The organism is Pseudoxanthomonas sp. PXM03, assembly GCF_014852005.1.
GTDB lineage: Bacteria > Pseudomonadota > Gammaproteobacteria > Xanthomonadales > Xanthomonadaceae > Pseudoxanthomonas_A.
Window position 1 is genome coordinate 357,580 of the sequence record NZ_JACVAU010000002.1, and the last position, 21,881, is coordinate 379,460.

Consider the following 21,881-nt stretch of genomic DNA (forward strand, 5'->3'; position numbering starts at 1 on the left):
CTCGATCCGCGGTCCCGCCAGCTTGCCACGGCAAGCGCCCGGTCGGGAGTGGTCTCATCGCCAGCCGCGCGGCGCTTCGGCGACAATGCACGCATGCCGATGACACCGACCGCCAAGGCCCAGCTGCAGATCCACCTGTGCGTGCTGCTGTGGGGCTTCACGCCTATCCTGGGCAAGCTGATCAGCCTGTCCGCGCTGCCGCTGGTGTGGTGGCGCATGCTGATCGTGGTGGTCGCCCTCGCCTTGCTGCCACGCGTATGGCGTGGCCTGCGCGCGATGCCGTTGAAGCTGGTCCTCGCGTATTGCGGCATCGGCGTGATCGTGGCACTGCACTGGCTGACGTTCTACGGCGCGATCAAGTTGTCGAATGCGTCCGTGGCGGTGACCTGCATCGCACTGGCGCCGGCCTTCACCTCGGTGATCGAGCCCTGGCTGACACGCCGGCCGTTTTCCTGGCGCGAGCTGCTGTTCGGTATCGCGGTGTTGCCGGGCGTGGCGCTGGTGGTCGGCGGGATCCCCGACGGCATGCGGCTGGGCGTGCTGGTCGGCGCGATATCCGCGTTGCTGGTGGCGGTGTTCGGGCCGCTCAACAAGCGCCTGATCGACCACGGCGAGCCGCTGACGATCACCGGACTGGAACTTGGCGCCGGCACCATCCTGCTGACATTGCTGGCACCCCTGATGCCGATCCTGTTCCCCGCCTTCGCCGGCGAACTGTTCGTGCTGCCCGGGCTGAAGGACGGCGTGTTGCTGCTGGTGCTGTCGCTGGCCTGCACGCTGCTGCCGTTCGCGCTGTCGCTGGTCGCGCTGAAGCACCTCAGTGCGTACGGCGTGCAGCTGGTGACCAATCTGGAACCGGTCTACGCCATCATGCTGGCGATCGTGCTGCTGGGCGAGCAGCGCGAGCTGACGCCGCTGTTCTACCTGGGCGTCGGCATCATCCTGGCGGCGGTGTTCCTGCATCCGCTGACGCAACGCCCCAGGCGCATCGAGCACCCGGAAGTGCTGGGCACCTCCGAGGCCAAGAACATCGTCGATTGAGCGCGGTCAGCGCGCGACCACCACGGGCACCGGACTGGTGGCGATGACCTTCAGCGCCACCGAACCGACGAGCAGCTGCTTCAACGCGCCGCGCCCGTGGGTACCCATCACGATCAGATCCGCCTTGCCGGACTTGGCCTGCTTGACGATGCTCTCGGCCGGCTCACCCACCACGATCTTCTCCACGAAGGGCAACTGCGCGCGCTTGAGCGCGGTGCGCGCCTTCTTCAGCGCGTAGGCGCCGTTCTCTGCGTGGTAACGCTCCACGCCATCGCTGCCGAGTTCCAGCGCGACCGAGCGCAGCAGCGGCGGATCGACATACAGCAGGGTCACGGTGGGCAGGTCGGCCAGCGTCTTGCTCAGTTCCACGAGGTGGCGGACGGCCGCCAGTCCGATCTCGCTTCCATCCACGGCCAACAGGATCTTCATCGTCGTTCTCCGCATGGGGCGGGCGCCCGCTGCGCCGCCGATGGGTACAGCATGCGTCAGTCCGTCGCGGCGCGCATTGATCCCGATCAACTCAGGTCGCCACCACCACCCGGTCGCGCCCGCTGCGCTTGGCTTCGTACAGGGCCTGGTCGGCGCGACGGAACATGGTCTCCGCGGTGTCCCCGCCCTGACGGTCCGCCAGACCGATGCTGACCGATACCGGCAGGCCGATGGGCAGCAGGCCCACGCTCTGCCGCATGTACTCGCACTGCAGCCGTGCCTCGTCGCACTTCGCGCCGGGCATCAGGATGACGAACTCCTCGCCACCGTAGCGGGCGGCCAGTCCACGTCCGGCCGACTGGGATTTCAGCATGTCCGCCAGCGCCACCAGCACGCGGTCGCCTTCATCGTGACCATGCAGGTCGTTGATCGTCTTGAAGTGGTCCACGTCCAGCACCGCCACCGCCAGCGGCTCGCCGGACTCCTCGGCCTTGCGCATCGCAGCCTCCAACGCAGCCGCGAATGCCCGCCGGTTGGGCAGCCCCGTCAGCACGTCGGTGCGGGTCTGCTCGGAGAGATCGGCGTTCTGCTGCTCCAGCTGGTCCTGGTAGAGCTGCATCTGCTGTTCGTACCAGCCGCGCTCGCGCAATTGATGGCTCAGTTGCCGGCTTACGCGGCGCAACTCCAGCAGTTGGGAGACCTGCCGCGAGAGCGCATCCAGTGCGGTGAGCTGGAACGGCTCCAGCTGCCGCGGCTGCGCGTCCACCAGGCACAGCGCGCCCAGGGCGAAGCCATCCGACGTCACCAGCGGTGCGCCCGCATAGAACCGGATGCCGTTCCCGGCGGTGACCAGCGGATTGTCGGCGAAGCGCGCATCACGCGTCGCATCCGGCACCACCGTCATGGCATCCGGACTGAGGATGGTGTGCGCGCAGAAGGAGGTTTCCAGCGAGGGATCCGGGCTGTCCATGCCGACCTGGGCCTTGAACCACTGCCGGTTGCGATCGATCAGCGTGACGGCCGCCATCGGTACATCGCAGATCGCGGCGGCGATCCGCACCAGATCGTCGAAGGCGCGTTCGGGATCGCTGTCGAGAATGTCGAAGCTGCGCAGGGCAGCCAGGCGTTCTTCTTCGTTGTCGGGCTTGAGAGGTCGGCTCATGCCGGCAGGGGATGTGGATACCGGAGCAGTATGCCGATGTTCGTGAGCGCCGGATGCCGCCGCCCCGCGACGGCGATCACGCTATGCGTCACCAGGTTTCCTGCTGCGGCAGCAGGCCACGCAGTTCCTGATCGGTGAGGTTGCGCCAGCGGCCCAGCTTCAGGTCACCCAGCTTCACGTTGTCGATCCGCACCCGGCGCAGCTGGGTGACGCGGTAGTCGAACGCGGCGGCCATCAGGCGGATCTGCCGGTTCAAACCCTGGGTGAGGGTGATGCGGAAACCGAACTTCGCGATGCGGTTGGTCCGGCACGGCAGCGTCATCTGCCGGTGCACGGGCACGCCGCGCGCCATGCCGCGCAGGAACTCGTCCGTCACCGGCTTGTTGACCGCCACCAGGTACTCCTTCTCGTGGCGGTTCTCCGCGCGCAGGATCTGGTTGACGATGTCGCCGTTGCTGGTCAGCAGGATCAGGCCCTCGGAATCCTTGTCCAGGCGGCCGATCGGGAAGATGCGCTGCTCGTGGCCGATGAAGTCGACGATGTTGTCCTTCACCGACGACTCCGTGGTGCAGGTGATGCCGACCGGCTTGTTCAGCACGATGTAGACGTGCTTGCGCTTGCCTGCCTTCACCGCACGCGCCTTCAGCGGCTGCCCATCGACCCGCACCTCGTCGCCCTCGCCCACCACGGCGCCCATGCCGGCGGCCATGCCATTGACGGTGACGCGGCGTTCCGCGATCAGGCGGTCGGCCTCGCGGCGGGAACAGAAGCCGGTGTCGGCGATGTGCTTGTTGAGGCGGATGGTCATGCCGCCATTATCCGGGATCGGGCGCCCGCCGTCGCCCGCTTCAGGCAGGTTCCGCGTATGCGCCGGCCGGAACGGACTCCCATGCCGCCATCAGTTCGTCCAGCGGACAGGGCACGTGGACGGCGTAGCCCTGCACGTGCCCGATGCCCACCTCGCGCAGTTGCGCCAACACGGCATCGCTTTCGACCCACTCGGCGATGGTGACCTTGCCCAGCGCCTGCCCCATCTGGCTCATCGAACGCACCAGCGCCAGGTCGACTTCGCCCCGTGCGAGGTCGCGGATGAAGGCGCCGTCGATCTTGAGGATGTCCACCGGCAACCGCTTGAGATAGGCGAACGACGACAGGCCGCTGCCGAAATCGTCCAGCGCGATCCGGCACCCGCGCGCCCGCATCGCATCGATGAAGCGGCAGGCATCGTCCAGGTTGGCGATCACCGCCGTTTCGGTGATCTCGAAGCACAGCCGCGTGGCCACGCCCGGATGCTGGTCCAGCAGCAGGTTCACGTGCTCCAGGAAAGCAGGGTCGGCGATGGACTGCGCGGACACGTTCACGTGGCACAGGTCCACGCGCGCCAGGTGCGCAGGATGCAGCGCGAAGTGGCGGCACACCGCATCGACGACGAAGGCGTCGACCGCCATGCCCTGCCCGTAACGTTCCATCGCCGGCAGGAAAACCCCCGGCGCATGCAGCCGGCCTTCGCGGTCGCGCAGGCGTACCAGCACTTCGTATTGCAGGCGCTGGCTGCCATCCAGCGCGACGATCTGCTGCGCATACAGCAACAGGCGGTCTTCCGCGATCGCCAGTTGCGTGTGCGCCACCCATTCCAGTTCGTGGCGGCGACGCGAGAGGCTGGGATCGGAATCGCGATAGCAGCGGATGCGGTTGCGCCCTTCTTCCTTGGCGACATAGCACGCGGCATCGGCCGCGCGCAGCAGCCAGTCAACGTCCACTGCCGTGTCGTTGATCTCGGCCACGCCGATGCTGCAGTTCAGGCCGAACGTACGGCCGTTCCACTGGAACGAGGACTCGCCCAGCGACGCATGGATGCGCGCCATCGCCGCTTCCGCTTCCTCCAGCGTGGTGTCGTGCAGCAGCACCGCGAACTCATCGCCGCCCAGGCGCCCCAGCCAGTCTTCACGACGCAGCTGCGCCGCCACCCGGGTGGCGAAATGGCACAGGAAGCGATCGCCCGCTTCATGCCCGCAGGTGTCGTTGACCAGCTTGAACTGGTCCAGGTCGATGTAGCAGAGCGTGTGCCGCCCATCGCATCCATGTGCCTGCCCGAGCGCGCTGCCCAGCCGGCGGGCGATCTCGCGCCGGTTGATCAGGCCGGTGAGGTCGTCGTGGCTGGCCTGGTGCGCGATCTCGCAGGCGAGCTCATGTGCTTCGGACACGTCTTCCACCAGCACGAACACCCGCTCCGCACAGCGCGCACGCGCTGCGACCACCGACGCCGTCCAGCGCACCCATCGCACGTCGCCATCGCGACGCACGAGCCGGCGCTCGCCCGGCTCGAGCATGCGGGTCCAGTCGATGGTGCCATGGGCATCGCATTGCAGATCGTCGGCATGCAGGACGTCGGACAGGTGCAGCGAGCGGATGTCATGCAGCGGCATCCCGAGGATCTGCGCCAGCGCCTCGTTCGCCTGGGTGAAACATCCATCGCGATCCAGCTTGAGCATGCCCACCGCGGACTGGTGGAACGCCATGCGGAATTCGCTTTCGGTCTCGCGCACGCGGCGCAGCGTGCTGCGCATGACATGCAGCGCATACGCGCAGAGCACGAGGAACGCCACCGCGCTGAGCCCCAACAGGACGCGTCGCATGAAATGCGCGCCCTCCGCCAGCGAGCGCGAGAACGCGAGTTCCTTCGGGCGCACGCGCGCGTCGATTTCCATCAACCTGTGCTGGTAGGCGCGGACGCTGGCATCGTCGCGCGTGGCGCCTGGCGGACGCGACTCGAGTTCGTCGGCGAGCGCTACCAGGTGCTGGATCTCGACTTCCGCCTCGCGCCACAGGCGCACCGATTCGCGGAAGTACGGGGCCTTGCCCAGCATGCGGTACATCCAGACCAGGCGCTCGATGTCCTCCGGCGCGTTCTCGCCCTGCAGGAACCCCGCACGGGCGGCGGCCACGTCGACCGGCGTGCGCTCCAGCGCCAGTCGGCCCGTGCGATCCCCAAGCGGCACGCGCAGGGCGGCGCGCGCATCGGCCAGGTCGGCGGGCTGCGCATGGCGGGCGTAGCGGTACAGGCTGTGCACGGCACGCTGCTGCGCTTTGGACCAGTGGCTCTCGCCGATGATGTAAGCGGTGGCACCCGCCTGCGTTTCAAGCACGGCGGCGATCAGCAGTGCGCCCAGTGCGGACAGGATGATGAGCACCGCGACCCGGGCCGGAAGGCGCTGCAGCCCCCGGTCGCGGTCACCGCCGGACATTCCGCCCGCTAGGGGTGCTTCCCTGTTGTCCACATGTCACTCCTGTTGGTCCACGCGACGGAAGGCATTCGCGCGGGCCTCCATCGTCGTTCATCGGCCCGGCCCCGGCGCGCTTGAGGCCATGGTCATCATTCGACACGGACCGCCGACAAATGGTCGTCCCGCGTCAGTTGCTGTCATCCGGGGCGGCCCCGGCGTCGACCACCTGGTCGCGCCCGGCCCGCTTGGCCCGGTACATCGCCTCGTCGGCGCGACGCAGCAGTGATGCCGCGTCGAGGTCCTCCGGCTCCAGTGTCGCCAGGCCGATGCTGGCGGTGACGAGCAGGCCCTCGATGCCCAGCCCGGCGCCGGTCGCGCGCACCTGCGTACGCATCGCTTCCAGGCGCGCCCGCGCGGTGGCACCGCCTATGCCGGGCAGCAGCACCAGGAACTCCTCGCCGCCCATCCGGATCACGTCCGCGGGGTCGCGCACCACCGAGGTCAGGGTGCCCGCCACCGCCACCAGCACCCGGTCGCCGACCGCATGCCCGTGCACGTCGTTGATGCGCTTGAACAGGTCGATGTCGAGGAAGCCCACGGCCAGCGATTCCTCGCCCGCGCGGGCATCGCGCATGTGCTGCTCCAGCCGCTTCAGGCCGGCGCGGCGGTTCGGCAGGCCGGTGAGTTCGTCGGTGTCGGCCAGGGCGCGCATCTCGTCGCGCTGGCGGCGCAACTGGCCCAGGCGCAGGTTCAGCACGTACGCGCTGACGGTCAGGAACCAGGTGATCGACAGCTGGATGGCTTCCACGCGGTATTCGATCAACAGGCGGCTGTCGGCCAGGTCCATCGCGGCCATCGCCAGGAACGGCATCACGGCGGCGATCGCCGCCATGGCATCGGCGCGCTGGCGGCGCAGGAAACACAGGCCCAGGGCCAGGATGACACCGCAGCCTGCGGAAAACCCCATGTCCACGCCGGTCGCCAGCCGCGACAGGCCTTCCTGCGGCAACCATGCCACCGCCACGCTGGTGGCGCCGATGCCCACGACGAGCCAGGGCAGCCAGCGTCGCGTGCCGGGCCAGGCGCGCGCGCCGCCGACCAGCAGCCACATCACGTACAGCAGCGTCGGCAAGCCCAGACAGGAGAACGCGACCAGCCACCGGGATTCGCCATCGCCGATGGGCAGCCAGGGTTCCGGGTAGCCGCTCAGGCCACTCAGCACCGCCTGTCCCAGCACGCTGAGCGCGCACAGCAGGGTGTAGCCCAGGAAGACGCGGTCGCGCGTGCTCAGGAATCCCATCAGTGCCATGAAGGCCAGCGCGATGGCGATGGCCACGCACGCCGTCCGCACCAGCAGGCGCGCGGTGTCGAACTGCTGGACCGGGCTGGGTGCACCGATGCGGACGGTGGGAATCCATCCGGGCTTCAATGGCGTGGCCCAGGCCACCTCGATGGGCTCCCGGTTGCCCGCCGGGGGCACCACCACCATGCCCACGCCGGCACGGAACCGCGAATCGCGCGTGCGGGCGTCGTGCATGCGCCCACAGACCTCGCGGTCGCCATGGTGCACCCGCACCTCGCCCGCGAAGATGTTGAACACGTTGACCGCCTGCGGGGCACCCGACCACCCTCCCGGTGGTGCGGGGATCTCGACCCGCTCGGTCAGCCCGGCCAGCATCGCGGGCGTGCAGTGCCGCTGCGGCGCCTGTTCGGAGGTGGGCGCACCGGTGACCAGGTAGTCCCGGCCGGCTTCAGGAGCGGCCTGGACCGGGCATGACAGCACGAAGAGCAGCATCAGCCACCCCGCGATCCCGCCACGTTGATCCCCGTTCCCCCTCACAGACACTCCGGTATGTCGCCGCTCTCCCGATGACCGGTGCGCTGGCTTGCGTCTCCGGAATGCAACTTCCGTGCCACTCCCGGTGCCCGGGTACCGGCAGAGCCCTCACTCGCGCGGCGGCCCCTTGCGGTGCGGCTTGCCGGCCGGCTTGCCTGCGCCGAACGGCTTGTCGCCGCGTGGCTTGCCCTTGCCTGCGCCTGCGCCCGCGAACCGGCGTGGCGGCGCGCTGCCGGCATCCTCGCCCTGCTTGTGGATGCGCAGTTGCTGGCCGGACACCCAGACCTTCTTGAGGTGCATCAGCAGCTCGCGCGGCATGCCTTCGGGCAGGTCCAGCGTGGTGTGGTCGTGCTGGATGTCGATGCGGCCGATGTAGCGGCTCTCCAGCCCGGCCTCGTTGGCGATCGCGCCGACGATGTTCGCCGGCTTCACGCCATGGGCGTGGCCCACCTCGATGCGATAGGTCTCCATGCCGACCTCGGGCGCACCGCGCGGCGGCTTGTCGGCGCGCGGACGGTCGGTGTCGGGACGCTCGATGCGCGAGCGCTCGGGCTTGTCGAAGCTGCGCGCCGGGCGCTCGCCCGGACCGTCCTCGTGGCGGCGCGGACGCTCATCGCGCTCGCGGCGCGGGGCGTTGCCATAGGTCTCGCTGCGCACCGGGCGCTGCTCGCGCGGGGTGCGCTCCTGCGACAGCAGCAGCGGCGTGTCGCCCTGCACCAGTTGCGCCAGCGCGGCGGCGATGTCGACCGCGGGCACGTTCTGTTCGCGTTCGTAGCGCTCGATCAGCGCGCGGAATTCGCCGGCCTTGCCGGATGCCAGCATGTCCGTGATGCGGGCCAGGAACCTCTCCACGCGGCGGTCGTTCACCGCTTCCACGCTGGGCAGCTGCATCTCTTCGATCGGCTGGCGGGTGGCGCGCTCGATCGAGCGCAGCATGCCCTTCTCGCGCGGGGTGACGAACAGGATCGCATCGCCGGTGCGACCGGCGCGCCCGGTACGGCCGATGCGATGCACGTAGCTTTCGGTGTCGTACGGGATGTCGTAGTTCAGCACGTGGCTGATGCGCTCCACGTCCAGGCCTCGCGCGGCCACGTCGGTGGCGACGAGGATGTCCAGCTTGCCGTCCTTGAGCTGCTGGATGGTCTTCTCGCGCGCCGCCTGCTGCATGTCGCCGTTGATCGCGGCGGCGGCCAGGCCGCGCGCCTGCAGCTTGTCGGCCAGCTCTTCGGTGGCCGCCTTGGTGCGGGCGAACACGATCATCCCGTCGAACGGCTCCACTTCCAGGATCCGGGTCAGCGCATCCAGCTTGTGCATGCCGCTGACCCACCAGTAGCGCTGGCGGATGTTGGCCGAGGTGGTGGTCTTGGAGGCGATGTTCACCTCGACCGGGTCCTTCAGGTAGGTCTGCGCGATGCGGCGGATGGCCGGCGGCATGGTCGCGGAGAACAGCGCCACCTGGCGTGTTTCCGGGGTCTTCTTCAGCACCGTCTCGACGTCGTCGATGAAGCCCATGCGCAGCATTTCATCGGCTTCGTCCAGCACAAGCGTGGTCAGCCCGGACAGATCCAGCGAGCCGCGCTCCAGATGATCGATCACGCGGCCGGGCGTGCCGACCACGACGTGCACGCCGCGCTTCAGCGCCTGCAGCTGCGGGTAGTAGCTCTGGCCGCCGTAGATCGGCAGCACGTGGAAGCCGGGGATCTTGCCGGCGTACTTCTGGAACGCCTCGGCCACCTGGATGGCCAATTCGCGCGTGGGCGCGAGCACCAGTGCCTGCGGGCTCCCGGCATTCAGGTTGATGTTGGCCAGCACTGGCAGCGCGAACGCCGCGGTCTTGCCGGTACCGGTCTGCGCCGTGCCCAGCACGTCACGTCCGGCCAGCATGGCGGGAATGGTGGCCGCCTGGATCGGGGACGGGGTTTCGTACCCCACCTCGGTGACGGCGGCCATGACCGGTGCCGGCAGGCCGAGATCGGCGAAAAGGAGGGGGGCGGGCGAAGGGGATTCTTGGGACATGCGGATACTCCGGGGCGTCGCGGAGCCGCACGCCGAGCCGCGTATTGTGCGCTTTCGGGGGGCTCCTGTCGCGCTGCAGCACCCGCTGACCCGGCGCCGGCGATGCGGCCACGTGATTTTCCGGGCCCGTCGGCGAATCACCCTGCACACCGCACAATCGAGCCGATGCCGGAATGGATTCGACCACCGCCATGAATGCCCACAGCCCCATGGACGCCCGCGAGGGCTTCCCGGCGCTGCTGCAGGCCCACCGCGGCATCATCGCCAAGGTCGCCGGCACCTACGCCTGGCACCGCGACGACCGCGACGACCTGATGCAGGACATCGCCACGCAGCTGTGGAAGGCCTGGCCCGACTACGACCACGCGCGCCCGTTCGCCACCTGGATGTACCGCATCGCGCTGAACGTGGCGATCTCGCACGTCCGGAGCCGTACGCGTGGACCGTCGTCCGAGGCGTGGACCGAAGACCATCACGACCTCGCCGACCCGCATGCACATGACCACGAAGGGCGCCAGCAGGTCGACCTGCTGTACCGCTTCATCCAGGCACAGCCGCCGCTCGACCGCGCCCTGTTGCTGCTCTACCTGGAAGACCACAGCTACCGCGAGATGGCCGACGTGCTGGGCCTGAGCGAAACCAATGTCGCCACCAAGATCAGCCGGCTGAAACAGCGGCTGCGCCAGGAACTCTGACCCGATGACTTCTTCTTACGGAACAATCGCCATGGAAACCGATGAACTGAAACTGGCATGGCAGACGCTGTCGCGCCGCCTGGAACGGCACGATGCCCTGCAGGCCCACGTGCTGCTGGAGCAACGCAAGCAGAAGGCGCTGTCGAGCCTGCGCCCGCTGTTCTGGGGCCAGGTGGCGCAGACGCTGTTCGGCATTCCCTTCATCCTGCTGGCGGCGCTGCTGTGGATCCGCGGCGGGCAATCCGGCGACGGCCTGCCATGGACGACCGTCGTGGCCGGCATCGTCGTGCAGCTCTACGGCATCGCGACCATCGCGATGGCCGGCCAGACGCTGCACCGCATCGGGCAGATCGACTACGCCCAGCCCATCGTCGACATCCAGAAGCGGCTGGCCACGCTGCGGCGCACCTACATCGTCAACGGAATGCTGGCGGGGTTGCCGTGGTGGTTCCTGTGGGTGCCGGTGCTGATGGTGCTGGCCGGACTCGGGGGTACCGACCTGTACGCCCGCGCACCCGGCATGGTGTGGATCGGCCTGCTGGTCGGCGCGGCGGGATTGCTGGCCACGGCCTGGTTCCATCGCTGGTCGCGCAACCCGGCGCGGCCACGCCTGGCGAAGGCGATGGAAGACAGCATCAGCGGTGCCAGCCTGCGCCGCGCACGCGCCCAGTTCGATGAGATCGCACGCTTCGAGCAGGACTGAGCCGTCACCCGCGTGGCTTACACTGCGCGCATGCAACGCATCGATTTCGAACTTGACCGCGACCACGTGGAACTCAACCAACTGCTCAAGCTGGTCGGCATTGCCGACAGCGGCGGCCAGGGCAAGGCCATCGTGGCAGCGGGCGAGGTCGCCGTGGATGGCGTGGTGGAATCGCGCAAGACCGCCAAGATCCGCGCCGGCCAGGTCGTCCGCGTCGGCGATGCGGAGATCCGCGTGGTCGCCGGTTCCGGCTGAGCCTCAATGCGCGCGGGTCAGGGCGCGGTGCCCGATGCGTCGCCGGGTTCCAGCGCTTCTTCCGCGTCGGCCATGCGGTCGAACTCCGACAACGGACTGTCGGCCGGGCATTTCGCATCGGGAAACTCGAAACGCTCGCGCAGGGTAAGACCGCACGCCTGCATCTGGTCCAGGTCCTTCCCCGCCGCTTTGCACTCGCTGTCGAAGCTGCGCAGGAAGGCGTCACGGCGCAACACGAAATCCTCGCCGCAGCGGCGCATCAGCTGCAGGCGGTCGAGGTCGTCCTGGGCGGCATTGGTGCCATCCAGGCCGTATTCCTGGAGCTCGTCCTTGCTGAGCAGGCGCAACCTGCGGTTGGGCACCGTCATCATCAGGTCGGCGACGGCGACCGCCACGCCGTTGCGCGAAAGATAGTCCTTCACCCGGTCGTAGACGCCGCGCAGTTCCTCGTTCAGTTCGCTGCGCGTGGTCGCGGTGGAACTCATGCGGATGATCCGGTGCACGCCGACCTTGCCGGAAATCATCCGGTTGTCGCCGGCACCCAGCACGAACACGCAGGCACTGTGGCAGACCGAGCCTTCGCGCACCCAGATCGTCCAGCCGCCGCCGCCGATCGCATCGCCCGCCTTGATCGCGTCCTCCACCTGTCCGCCGGCCGAGTCCAGATCGAGGATGCGCTTGTGGATGGCCATGCGCTCGGCGATGTCGGCCACCCGCGAGACCAGATCGGTGAAATCCGCCGCGATCTTGCCCTGGTAACGCAGGCGCAGCACGCCGCCCTTCTGGCATGCCGACAGCGCATCGACCACGCTGAAGAACGCCAGCGATTCCAGGGGCTCGCCATCGCCTTGTTCGGTGTTGTAGTCGGCGCGGCAACTGACCCAGGCCTTGCCCGACTCGACTTTCGCCAGCGGCCAGTCGGTAGGCAGGCCTTCGAGAGAGCCGCTCTCGGCAGGCGCGCCACGCGCAGGCGACATCGGACCGGTGGACACCGCACCGTCGCCACGTTCGGCCTGCTGCGAGGTTGTTTCCGCTGGCGGTGCGGCGTCGGTGGCCGGCGCCTGGGCCATCGCATCGGGCGCATCGCCGTCCGCCTCGCGCGCACCACAGCCGGCCAGCACGAGGCTGGCGGCGAGCAGCAGGGACAGGGGAAGGTGCAGGGTGCGGGACAACATCCGGTCGATCAGGGCGCGACGCCTGCGCACGAAGGCACGGGCATGGGTGAGGGTCGGCCTAGTCTAGTGTCAAACCCGCGGCGCGGGCCCACCGTGCGATGAACCCGGCGTCCGTGGCGACGTCACAGCAACGCCCAGAGCACCTGCAGCAGGCCCCACAGCGAGACGGTCCAGACGATGGTACGGAGGTATGGCACACCCGCCGCGTACAGCGGCACGTAGGCAAGACGCGCCCAGAAATAGCACTGCGCGCCAAGCGCGGTGCCGGCGTCGCCACGATCAAGCGCCACCACCGCCAGCGTGGCGGCAGCGAAGAACGGGAAGGTCTCCAGGAAGTTGCGCAGTGCCCGATCCATCCGTGCGGCGACGCCTTCCAGCGGCGGCAGCACGGCATCGCGCGCGCCGACATTCCACTTCAATCCACGTTGCCGGGTGGTCAGCGCGGCCCCCAGCAGCACATGCGCCAGTCCCAGTGCGATGGACCAGGCGAGCATCTTCAGTTCGATCGGCATGGTGGACGGCCTCGTGCAAGGTCCGCCCACTCTAGCGCAGCCCGGCGCACGCCTGCGCGCACCTGGCGGCTGCAGTCTTCGCCGTAGTTCACGGCTTGCGCGCGGCGCTGGCTCAGGCGCCTGTTGTGGCGCGATGGTGCCGGACGGATCGGCGGAACCTTCGCAGGCTGACGGCTACCACGCCGCTGCGCCACGGCGGTGCCATCTGCGCACGCGGGTGCAATCGGCATGCCGCCCCCGATGGGAAGGTGGAGACCCCACCCCACCGCGACCCCGGGTCGCCTTCACCGGACCGGAAGCATGGCCCTGCCACCCTCCCCGCATGACATAGACCTGCAACGCCGGCACGTGATGCTGGCGGGCGCCGCCGTCACCGCCGCCGCGCTGCTGCCCCTGGCGGCGTGCAGCCGCCCGCCGGCGGCTTCTTCCGCGACATCCGCGCTGCCTTCCCCTCCCCCCGCCATCGAGAGAACCACCATGGGCCTGTTCACCACCAAAGACGACGTGCAGATCTACTTCAAGGACTGGGGTCCGAAGGACGGACCTGTGGTGACCCTCAGCCACGGGTGGCCACTCAACGCGGACAGCTGGGAATCCCAGGCCTACCACCTGGCCGCGAACGGCTTCCGCGTGATCGCACACGACCGGCGCGGCCACGGACGTTCGAGCCAGCCCTGGGACGGCAACGACATGGACCACTACGCCGACGACCTGGCGCAGCTGATCGAACACCTGGACCTGAAGGACATCACGATGTTCGGCTTCTCCACCGGCGGCGGCGAAGTGGCGCGCTACATCGGCCGCCACGGCACGAAGCGGATGAAGAAGGCCGGCCTGGTATCCGCTGTGCCGCCGCTGATGTTGAAGACCGAGGCCAATCCCGGCGGCCTGCCCATCGACGTGTTCGACGGCATCCGCGCCGGCCTGCTGGCCAACCGTTCGCAGCTGTTCAAGGACATCCCCTCGGGCCCGTTCTTCGGTTACAACCGTCCCGGCGCGACGCCGTCGCAGGGCGTCATCGACGCATGGTGGCTGCAGGGCATGATGGGCGGGCACAAGAACACGTACGACAGCATCAAGGCGTTCTCGGAAACCGATTTCACCGAGGACCTGAAGAAGTTCGACGTGCCGACCGTGATCATCCATGGCGACGATGACCAGATCGTCCCGATCGATGCCGCCGCGCGTGCGTCGGCCAAGCTGGTGAAGGGCAGCCAGTTGATCGTCTACGCCGGCGCCCCGCACGGCATCACCGATACGCACAAGGACAAGCTCAACGCCGACATGCTGGCGTTCGCCAAGGGCTGACGGCCCGGGTAAGGCCTGCGCGGTCCGCACAGCGCGGGCCGCGCACCGGCAGCCGATCTGCCGGGCCGGATCACCCATTGCACCCTCCGTGCTTGCGGGTAGGCGGCGATTTGGGTATCACAGTGCGACGGGGTGTCGGCCCCCAGGGGACAGCATTGGCGATACACCAGGACCTTTGGCGGCCCGTGCACTGGGCGCAACGCTTCGCGGCGGCGTTCGCGTGGCTGTTGGCCGCCACCTTCACCCTGGTGAACATCGGCGGCGTGCACTTCGTCGACGACAGCGTGCCGGTGATCGGCGTGATGGTGGCCATCGCCACCTGGCGCAGCGAGCAGCGCCCGGTGCGTCTCGCCGTCGCCGGGCTGCTCGCGGTGCTGTTCCTGCTGCACCTGTGGCATTTCCACGCGCTCGGCACCTGCCTGGTCCTGGCCGCGACCGCGATCATCGTGTGGACGCGGTTGTGGCGCGGCTTCTGGCCCGAGTTCGTCATGCGCGTATTCGCCGCGGCACTGCTGCTGCTCGCCGTGCAACCGGTGCTGGGCGCGCTGCAGCCGGGCGGCGTGGCCGAGATCGGCTGGTCGGTCGCGCTGTCGGCGCTGGCGATGTTCCTGCTGGTCTATACGCCATCGCTGCGCTCGGGCCGCACGCTCGACGCAAGTACCGAACTGGTCGCCTTCGTGCTGGCGTTCGCGGCGCTCGCCCTGATCGGCTGGCACGTTCCCGGCAGCCTGGTCGGCAAGATGGGCGTGGCCTATCCGCCCATGCGGCCCATCTCCACGCTCTGCGTGGCGCTCGTGGCGCTGGCCCTGCTGCTGCGCCAGCGCGAACAGGAACGGCCGGCGTGGATCCTGCTGGCCGTGGTCACCGTTCCGTTGCTGCTCACGCTGCTGCAGACGCTCGGAGGCATCGTCACCCCGGCGAATGCCCTCCTGCATCGGCTCGGCTGGCTGCCTCGCCTCACCACACCCCTGATCGGAGGCTATACCGACTACGGCGTGCTCACCGCATGGCTGGCGGTTGCCGTGTTGCCGCAGGCACTGGAGCGCTGGGAAAGCCTGCGCTGGGGCATCACCCGCGGTCTCGGCATCGCGATGGCCTCGGTCGCCGGCATGGCGGCGCTGGGCCTGCTGATCCAGTTGCCTTATCACCGTGAAGGCCTGTCGATCTACCAGGTATCGCTGACCGCGTCGGCGCAACTGGTGGCGGTGGGCCTGGCACTGGCGGTGGCGGGCGAGAACTCGCTGCGCCATCGCCTGCTCGGCGTCATGCCGATGGCGGCGGCGCTGCTCCTCGGCGGCATGTACTGGGTCGCCGCGACGGCCGATCGCGATGCGATGGCGCGCCGCGTGATGGAAATCCAGACCGCCAGCGCCACACCCACCTTCCTGCGCGGCATGGAACTGCGCCGCGGCGCATTGCGCCAGTTGTCCGCCGCGCTGGCTGCGGCCCGGCCGGACGCCGCCGAGACCCTCTTCGACCAGCATGTCGAGGACATGGTGCGTGTCTACGGCGCATTCCGTGTCGTGCGCAGCGTGGGCGACGACGGCAGCGAGCTGCGGTGGGTGCGGCCTGGCTTCGATGCCCCCGCAGCGCCCTCGCCCGCCGGGCCGGTGGCGGAAGAAGGCCACCTGCAATCGGTCCCTGGCGGCTGGTGGCTGACCGTCGATGTCGCGGGGCGGCGCACGCAGGCCTTCGTCGCGCTGGATGACTTCGTCACGACACTGAGCAAGGCGGTGCTCTCGGACCGCCCCGTGCGCGCGACGGCCGAGGGCATGGCCACGGTGGAACACGGCCAGCCCGTGGGGGCGCCGCTCTCGGTGCAGACGGTCGCGCTACCGGGCCACGATGTGCGGCTGGAACTGTGGTCGCCGCCGGCACTCAGCTCGTTCGTGCTGCCGCGCGCCCTGGTGGTGGGCGGCCTGAGCAGCGGGCTGCTGATCGCGTTCGTGCTGTTCCTGCTCGAACTCTCGCGGCGGCGCTCATCGGAAGCGGCGGAGACCGCGCGCTCACTGCTTCTGGAGACCGAACGCCGCCTGGATGCGCAGCGGCGACTGAATGATGCCGCCGCGATGGACAGCGCCACCGGCCTGCCGCGTTTCTCGGCCCAGGCCAACCTCATCACCGAGAGGATCGCGACGCCCTCCATGTCGGGCCACGGCCTGGCGATCATGGACCTGGACGGCTTCGGCATGGTCAACGATTCGTTCGGCCACGACGGCGGCGATGAAGTGCTGCGCCGCATGGGCCAGCGCATCTCGGCGGCATGCGGCGAACAGGGTTTCGTGTACCGCTACGGTGGCGAGGGCTTCCTCGCGCATTTCGCCGACATCGACATCGACCAGCTCACCCGCATCGCCGAAGACATCCGCCGCGCCGTGGGGCAGCCGATCGCGCTGTATTCCACGCATCCCTCCTTCACCGTCACGGCCAGCATCGGCCTGGCCCATTCGCCCGAACACGGCGTTGACCTGCAGACCCTCCTGCGCAGCGCCGACGATGCCCGGCACCTCGCCAAGCGCGCAGGCCGCAACCAGGTGCGACTGCCCTCCGCCAGCACGCAGCAGGAAGCCAACGACCGCCTGAGCCGCGTGACCGCCCTGCGCGAAGCCGTCGCCCGCGGCCAGTTGCGGCTGGCGTACCAGCCCGTGGTGGCAGGCGACACGCTGCAGCTGACCGGATTCGAGGCACTCGCACGCTGGCGACATCCCGCATGGGGCGAGGTGCCGCCATCGGTGTTCATCCCGCTGGCGGAAAGCGCGGGGTTGATGGAAGACATCGGCCATTTCGTGCTCGAACAGGCCTGCCAGCAGTTGTCCCGCTGGCGTGCGATGGGCCTGCGCACGCTGGGCATGGCGGTGAACCTGTCGCCCAGCCAGCTGGGCCAGCCCACCCTGGCGCCGTGGATCGCCGACTGCCTCCAGCGGCACGCACTGCCCGCCAACGCACTGACGCTCGAACTCACCGAGAGCGTGCTGGTGGAAGACATGGGCGCGGCGCAGCAGATGCTGCAGTCCCTGCATGCGCTCGGCGTGCAGCTCGCGCTGGATGACTTCGGCACCGGCTATTCCAGCATGTCGTACCTGCAGCGCCTGCCGCTGGACATCATCAAGATCGACCGCAGTTTCGTCGACGGCATCGCCGCGGAAAGCACCGACCGCGCCATCGCACGCACCATCCTCGTGCTCGCCCACGAAATGGGCCTGCGCACGATCGCCGAAGGCGTCGAGACCGCCGAACAGATGCACGCGCTGCAGCAGATGCGCTGCGATGAGATGCAGGGTTATTTCTTCGGCCGGCCGATGGAAGTCGAAGAGGCCACCGCATTGGCACGCGGCGAGCTGCGCCAGGCACAGACGTAACCGGGCGCGTTTCGCCTTATCCGCGCAGCAGGCCCGTCATCGCCGCCGCGGCGTGGCTGTCCGGGAAGACGCGGGCCTCCAATGCCGATGTCGCGATGCCCAGGTGATCACCGATCACGCCCTTGAACACGCTGCGCAGGTCGGTCGTCGCACGCAGGTCGCGGTCCTCGTTGAGCTGTGCCGGCGCAAGGCCTGGCCAGTCGCCTGCGATGCGCCCTCCCGCCACCGCACCGCCGGCCAGCATCGCCAGCGTGCCGGTACCGTGGTCGGTGCCGCCGGTGCCGTTGACGGCGGCCGTGCGCCCGAATTCGGTCACCACCATCACCACCGTGCGCGCCCAGAGCGCGCCGATGCCGTCATGGAACTGGCGCAGGCCCAGGTCCAGTTCGGCTAGCTTGCGCGCCAGCACCGGCCCCTGCTGCGCATGGGTATCCCAACCGGTGTTTTCGACAAAGCCGATGCGCGGGCCATCGGGTGCGGCCATGAAGCGCGCCGCCGCCGCCATCGCCTGCGGCAGGCGCACCACGTTGCCGCCCGCCTGCATGGCCTGCGCCGCGACCGCCTGTTCGAACGGCTGCGCGAGCTGCGCATCGGCGGCGTAGAGCGGTTGCAGGCGCTGCAGCAGGATCGGATTGACGTCTTCCGGCAATGGCGGCGACCACGTCGTCGCGTCGGCCGGCCCGCGCAGGATCAACGGCATTACCGTGCCGACCGCAAGTGCACGCGATGACGGCAACGCGGCGACGCAGCGGTTGAGCCAGCCGTTCGAGGCTCCACCGCCCACGGCGGTGCCGCTCTCCAGGTTGTCCTGTGCCTCGAAGTGCGAACGCAGCCGGTACGGCGGTGCCACGGCGAGCACCGGCAACCATTCGCGACGGGCGTGGAGTTCATGACTGAAGGCCAGCGCCGGATGGAGCGCGAAGTCGGCATCGAGCCGGCGCGCATCTTTCACCATCAGTGCCCCGCGCAAGCGCGCCAGCAGGGGATCGCCGACAGGAATCACCGCGTGCAGGCCGTCCAGGCCGCCCCGCAGCAGGACGACCAGCAACCGTGTGTCCTGTGCATCGGCGGCGCCTGCCAGCCGCGGCCACAGGCTGAGCGTGATCGCGGCACCGCCGGCCGCGAGGAAATGGCGTCGGGTCAGTCTCACTGTCAGCTCCTCCACTGGAAGGCGGGACTGGCGAACAGCAACGCCAGCCCTTCGCGCGGCGATTCGGCGCGTCGCAACGCCAAAGCGGTATCCGCACCCAGCTGCGGACCGAAGACGTCCCCGGCGACGCGCAGCGGATCCGGGCCGGTGCCCGTCGCGGTCTCGGCCAGCGTCTGCGCGGCCTGGATGCGCTTCCACACCGCGTCGGAGCCACTCCATTCCGCCGCATCGTCGGCAAAGCCCGCGGGCGAGCGCGGCGTGAACGGCGGTTGCCCCAACCTTCCCAGCAATCCGACCAGTGCCCGCGGCTGTTCGCCTGGCAACGTGCCGGTGCTGCGCAGTGCCGACACGACGAAGTCGTCCGGTGTCTTCAGCTTGCGTGCGTCGGGCGCCCAGGCTTCTGGGCTGTCGATCATCGCCGCGTACACGGCGCGCAACGCACCGCCGCTGCGCTCCCACGCCCCGGCCATGCGATCCACCAGCGCACGTGGCGGTGCGTCGCTGACGAAATGCCGCGCAAGCTTGCCGCAGACGTGGCGCGCCGTGGCGGGGTGCACCGCCAGGTCGCGCAGGATGGCGCGGCCCTGGGCTTCGCCCTCCGCCGCGTAGCGACGCCCGAGCACGTCGCGCGTGCCCGCTTCGTGCGCGTTGGCGCGGAACCGGAACGCCGTCGCAGAACCCGCCCCGGCGTCGCGCGGCAACGGCAGGCTCCAGCCGGTGATCGCGCGCGCGAGTTCGCGCACGTCCTCCTGGGCGTAACCGCCATCGACGCCCAGCGTATGCAGCTCCAGGATCTCGCGCGCGAGGTTCTCGTTGAGGCCTGTGCGCGGCGCATCGTCGCCTCCGTCTTCCCTGCGGCGACGCGCGCGCTGTGCCAGGCGCGACTGTTCGCCCATCGACCGCACGTTGTCCAGGTAACGCAGCATCGCGGGGTGTTGTTCCACCGCGACCAGCAGGTCGGCGAAGGTACCGGTCACGTGCGGGCGGATCGCTTCGCGCTCCATGGGCGCGGCATACAGGGCCGCCGTTCGCTTGTCGGCGGAGACGGCGAAATGGTTCGACCAGAACCGCGCCAGGCGCTCGACGAAATCCTGCTCGGTGTCCACCGCGTGCCGATACCTCCAACCCAGTTCCCCTAATTGCAGGCGCGCGAACCGCTCGCGGAATCCCGTCGCCGGATCACCGTTTCCATTGCGGGCGGCGCGCCGCGCACGCAGGTAGTCGTATTCCTGCCGCAGGTAGTCCGCACTTGTCGGCAAGGGGGTGCGTGGCGCGGTGGCGGGCAGATCGAGCTGTGCATGCAGCCAGCCGCGCGGATCGTCGACCTGCGCCAGCGTGCCGGGCCGTGCACCCAGGCCGAAGCGGTTGGCGGCGCTGATGGTTTCGCGGCGGATCATCGGGGAGTTCCGTGGAGCGATACTCCTTCCAACGCGCGGCCCGCACCTGCGTTGACACGCATCACGCATCGTCAGCGATGTCGACGCGGCTTCACCCGACTGGATGCGCCGACCTGGCCCTCGCGCAATTGCGCCATGAACGCGCGTCCCGCCGGGCCCGGCGGCGTGTCCTTTCGCCATACCGCGCGCATCGGCATCTGCGCGTAGCGCGGATCGGCGTCGGCGATGCGCAGGCGTTTCAGGCGGCCCGCCGCGAGGTCCTCTTCGACGATGTGCAGCGGCATGTGGCCCCAGCCCAGGCCCGCACGCAGGAAAGCATGCTTGGCGCCCAGATCGGCCAGCCGCCACGTCAGCGGCGACTGCACCGCGAAATCGCGACCTGCCGTCAGCGGTGTGCGATCGGTGAGCACCAGTTGCACATGCTGCGCCAATGCCTTCGTCGGAACAGTGCCGCTGATGCTGGCCATTGCATGCGCGGGCGCGACCACGGTGACGAAGGGCACCGACAACAGCGGCTCCACTGCCAGCACGTCCGGCAGTTCCGGCAACGAGCCCACTACGCCGATGCGGCAAGTGCCGTCCAGCACCGGCTGGATCACGCCGCCCAGCACTTCCACGTAGAGCCGCAACGGCGTGTGCGGAAACGCGATGCCGCTGTGCGCGGCGGCGCGCGTCAGTGCGCCCATCGGGAACATGACGTCCACCGCGACCGACAGTTCCGGCTCCAGTCCCTCGGCCATGCTGCGGGCACGCGCCTTGAAGGTGTCCATGTGCCCGGCCACCGCGCGCGCTTCCACCAGCAGCGCGCGGCCGGCGTCGGTGAGTTGCGGGTAGCGGGCACCGCGGTCGAACAGCGTGACGCCGAGTTGCAGTTCCAGGTTCGCCAGCGTCTGGCTGACCACCGACTGGGCACGCCGCAGCTTGCGCCCCGCGGCGGAGAAGCTGCCCTGCTCGGCGGCGGCGATGAAGGTGCGGAGCTGGTCGAGCGTGACGGCATCGAGCATGTATCGCTCCAGGCGATGGATATCATCGAAATATATAGGCTTCCGGGATGCATCGCCACGGCCTAACCTGCGCTCCGTACCCGCTGCACCCACCACCTCATTCCCTGGAGTCCACCATGTCCACTGTTACCGCTACCCCGACCACCACCCGCCTTCCCGCCCTGCGTGGCGCCGCCGACCTGGTCGGCCGCAGCCTGCTCGCCTCGCTGTTCGTCATCTCCGGCCTCGGCAAGCTGGCCGCCTACGCCGGTACCGCCGGCTACATGGAGTCCGTCGGCGTCCCCGGCGCCCTGCTGCCGCTGGTCATCGCGCTGGAAGTGCTCGGCGGCCTGGCCATCATCGCCGGCTACAGGACCCGCATCGTCGCCAGCATTCTTGCGGTGTTCTCCATCGCCAGCGCCGTGCTGTTCCACAGCAACCTGGGCGACCAGATCCAGCAGATCATGTTCCTGAAGAACTTCGCCATCGCCGGTGGCTTCATCACGCTGGCGGCCCGCGGTGCCGGCGGCTGGAGCATCGACAACCGCTGAAGCGCCCTCGCTCCATGCGTCATGTGGAACGCCGGCACATGCCGGCGTTCCGCGTTTCCGGACCTTGCCCGCACGCTTGTACAA

Annotated in this window: 18 protein-coding genes; 7 read left to right on the top strand and 11 right to left on the bottom strand. The window is 69.0% G+C overall.

The window, feature by feature from the left end:
* Positions 1-93: 93 nt before the first annotated feature.
* Positions 94-1,041, top strand: coding sequence for a DMT family transporter (locus IB223_RS10440; RefSeq protein WP_192201601.1), 948 nt, complete (start codon positions 94-96; stop codon positions 1,039-1,041).
* A 6-nt stretch (positions 1,042-1,047) separates the two neighbouring features.
* Here the strand turns inward: IB223_RS10440 and IB223_RS10445 are convergent, their stop codons facing one another.
* The 6 genes from IB223_RS10445 to IB223_RS10470 all read right to left on the bottom strand — a co-directional run bounded on the left by IB223_RS10445 (position 1,048) and on the right by IB223_RS10470 (position 9,709).
* Positions 1,048-1,470 carry a universal stress protein gene (locus tag IB223_RS10445; RefSeq protein ID WP_192201602.1) on the bottom strand — a complete coding sequence of 141 codons (423 nt, stop codon included), beginning with the start codon at positions 1,468-1,470 and terminating at the stop codon, positions 1,048-1,050.
* Between the two features lie 91 nt (positions 1,471-1,561).
* Positions 1,562-2,632, bottom strand: a complete 1,071-nt coding sequence (locus IB223_RS10450) for a sensor domain-containing diguanylate cyclase (protein WP_192201603.1) — start codon at positions 2,630-2,632, stop codon at positions 1,562-1,564.
* 88 nt (positions 2,633-2,720) lie between these two features.
* Positions 2,721-3,440: a pseudouridine synthase gene (locus IB223_RS10455; protein ID WP_192201604.1), complete on the bottom strand. Its 720-nt coding sequence runs from the start codon at positions 3,438-3,440 to the stop codon at positions 2,721-2,723.
* A gap of 40 nt (positions 3,441-3,480) precedes the next feature.
* A complete protein-coding gene (locus IB223_RS10460) occupies positions 3,481-5,910 on the bottom strand; it encodes an EAL domain-containing protein (RefSeq protein ID WP_192201605.1) in 2,430 nt (809 codons plus the stop codon).
* A 133-nt stretch (positions 5,911-6,043) separates the two neighbouring features.
* Entirely contained in the window at positions 6,044-7,651 is a 1,608-nt protein-coding gene (locus IB223_RS10465) for a GGDEF domain-containing protein (RefSeq protein WP_192201606.1), read from the bottom strand.
* Between the two features lie 150 nt (positions 7,652-7,801).
* Complete coding sequence (locus IB223_RS10470) at positions 7,802-9,709, bottom strand: DEAD/DEAH box helicase (protein WP_192201607.1); 1,908 nt, start codon at positions 9,707-9,709, stop codon at positions 7,802-7,804.
* A 209-nt stretch (positions 9,710-9,918) separates the two neighbouring features.
* Between IB223_RS10470 and IB223_RS10475 the strand changes: the two genes are divergently transcribed.
* The 3 genes from IB223_RS10475 to IB223_RS10485 are packed head-to-tail and all read left to right on the top strand — an operon-like array spanning position 9,919 to position 11,362.
* Entirely contained in the window at positions 9,919-10,404 is a 486-nt protein-coding gene (locus IB223_RS10475) for a sigma-70 family RNA polymerase sigma factor (protein ID WP_225591071.1), read from the top strand.
* A 31-nt stretch (positions 10,405-10,435) separates the two neighbouring features.
* On the top strand, positions 10,436-11,107 hold the full coding sequence (locus tag IB223_RS10480; protein ID WP_192201608.1) for a serine/threonine protein kinase: 672 nt from the start codon (positions 10,436-10,438) through the stop codon (positions 11,105-11,107).
* Between the two features lie 30 nt (positions 11,108-11,137).
* The gene (locus tag IB223_RS10485; protein ID WP_192201609.1) at positions 11,138-11,362 is read left to right on the top strand and encodes an RNA-binding S4 domain-containing protein; all 225 of its coding nucleotides are present in this window, start codon (positions 11,138-11,140) and stop codon (positions 11,360-11,362) included.
* A gap of 17 nt (positions 11,363-11,379) precedes the next feature.
* Here IB223_RS10485 and IB223_RS10490 read toward each other — a convergent pair whose 3' ends face one another.
* Together IB223_RS10490 and IB223_RS10495 are read right to left on the bottom strand one after the other, a co-directional pair.
* Entirely contained in the window at positions 11,380-12,537 is a 1,158-nt protein-coding gene (locus IB223_RS10490; RefSeq protein ID WP_192201610.1) for a hypothetical protein, read from the bottom strand.
* A gap of 122 nt (positions 12,538-12,659) precedes the next feature.
* Complete coding sequence (locus IB223_RS10495; RefSeq protein ID WP_192201611.1) at positions 12,660-13,049, bottom strand: MAPEG family protein; 390 nt, start codon at positions 13,047-13,049, stop codon at positions 12,660-12,662.
* A gap of 477 nt (positions 13,050-13,526) precedes the next feature.
* Here IB223_RS10495 and IB223_RS10500 point away from each other — a divergent pair, with 477 nt between their 5' ends.
* Both IB223_RS10500 and IB223_RS10505 read left to right on the top strand, forming a co-directional pair.
* Positions 13,527-14,357 carry an alpha/beta hydrolase gene (locus IB223_RS10500; RefSeq protein ID WP_225591072.1) on the top strand — a complete coding sequence of 277 codons (831 nt, stop codon included), beginning with the start codon at positions 13,527-13,529 and terminating at the stop codon, positions 14,355-14,357.
* Between the two features lie 155 nt (positions 14,358-14,512).
* A complete protein-coding gene (locus IB223_RS10505) occupies positions 14,513-17,716 on the top strand; it encodes a bifunctional diguanylate cyclase/phosphodiesterase (RefSeq protein ID WP_225590999.1) in 3,204 nt (1,067 codons plus the stop codon).
* A 16-nt stretch (positions 17,717-17,732) separates the two neighbouring features.
* On the opposite strand, the gene IB223_RS10510 is transcribed toward IB223_RS10505, so the two are convergent.
* The 3 genes from IB223_RS10510 to IB223_RS10520 all read right to left on the bottom strand — a co-directional run bounded on the left by IB223_RS10510 (position 17,733) and on the right by IB223_RS10520 (position 21,267).
* The gene (locus tag IB223_RS10510; protein WP_192201613.1) at positions 17,733-18,866 is read right to left on the bottom strand and encodes a DUF1501 domain-containing protein; all 1,134 of its coding nucleotides are present in this window, start codon (positions 18,864-18,866) and stop codon (positions 17,733-17,735) included.
* A gap of 2 nt (positions 18,867-18,868) precedes the next feature.
* Complete coding sequence (locus tag IB223_RS10515; protein ID WP_192201614.1) at positions 18,869-20,263, bottom strand: DUF1800 domain-containing protein; 1,395 nt, start codon at positions 20,261-20,263, stop codon at positions 18,869-18,871.
* Positions 20,264-20,334: 71 nt separating this feature from the next.
* Positions 20,335-21,267: a LysR family transcriptional regulator gene (locus IB223_RS10520; protein WP_192201615.1), complete on the bottom strand. Its 933-nt coding sequence runs from the start codon at positions 21,265-21,267 to the stop codon at positions 20,335-20,337.
* Positions 21,268-21,383: 116 nt separating this feature from the next.
* On the opposite strand from IB223_RS10520, the gene IB223_RS10525 reads away from it, so the two are divergent.
* A complete protein-coding gene (locus IB223_RS10525) occupies positions 21,384-21,797 on the top strand; it encodes a DoxX family protein (protein ID WP_192201616.1) in 414 nt (137 codons plus the stop codon).
* The last annotated feature ends 84 nt before the right edge of the window (positions 21,798-21,881 follow it).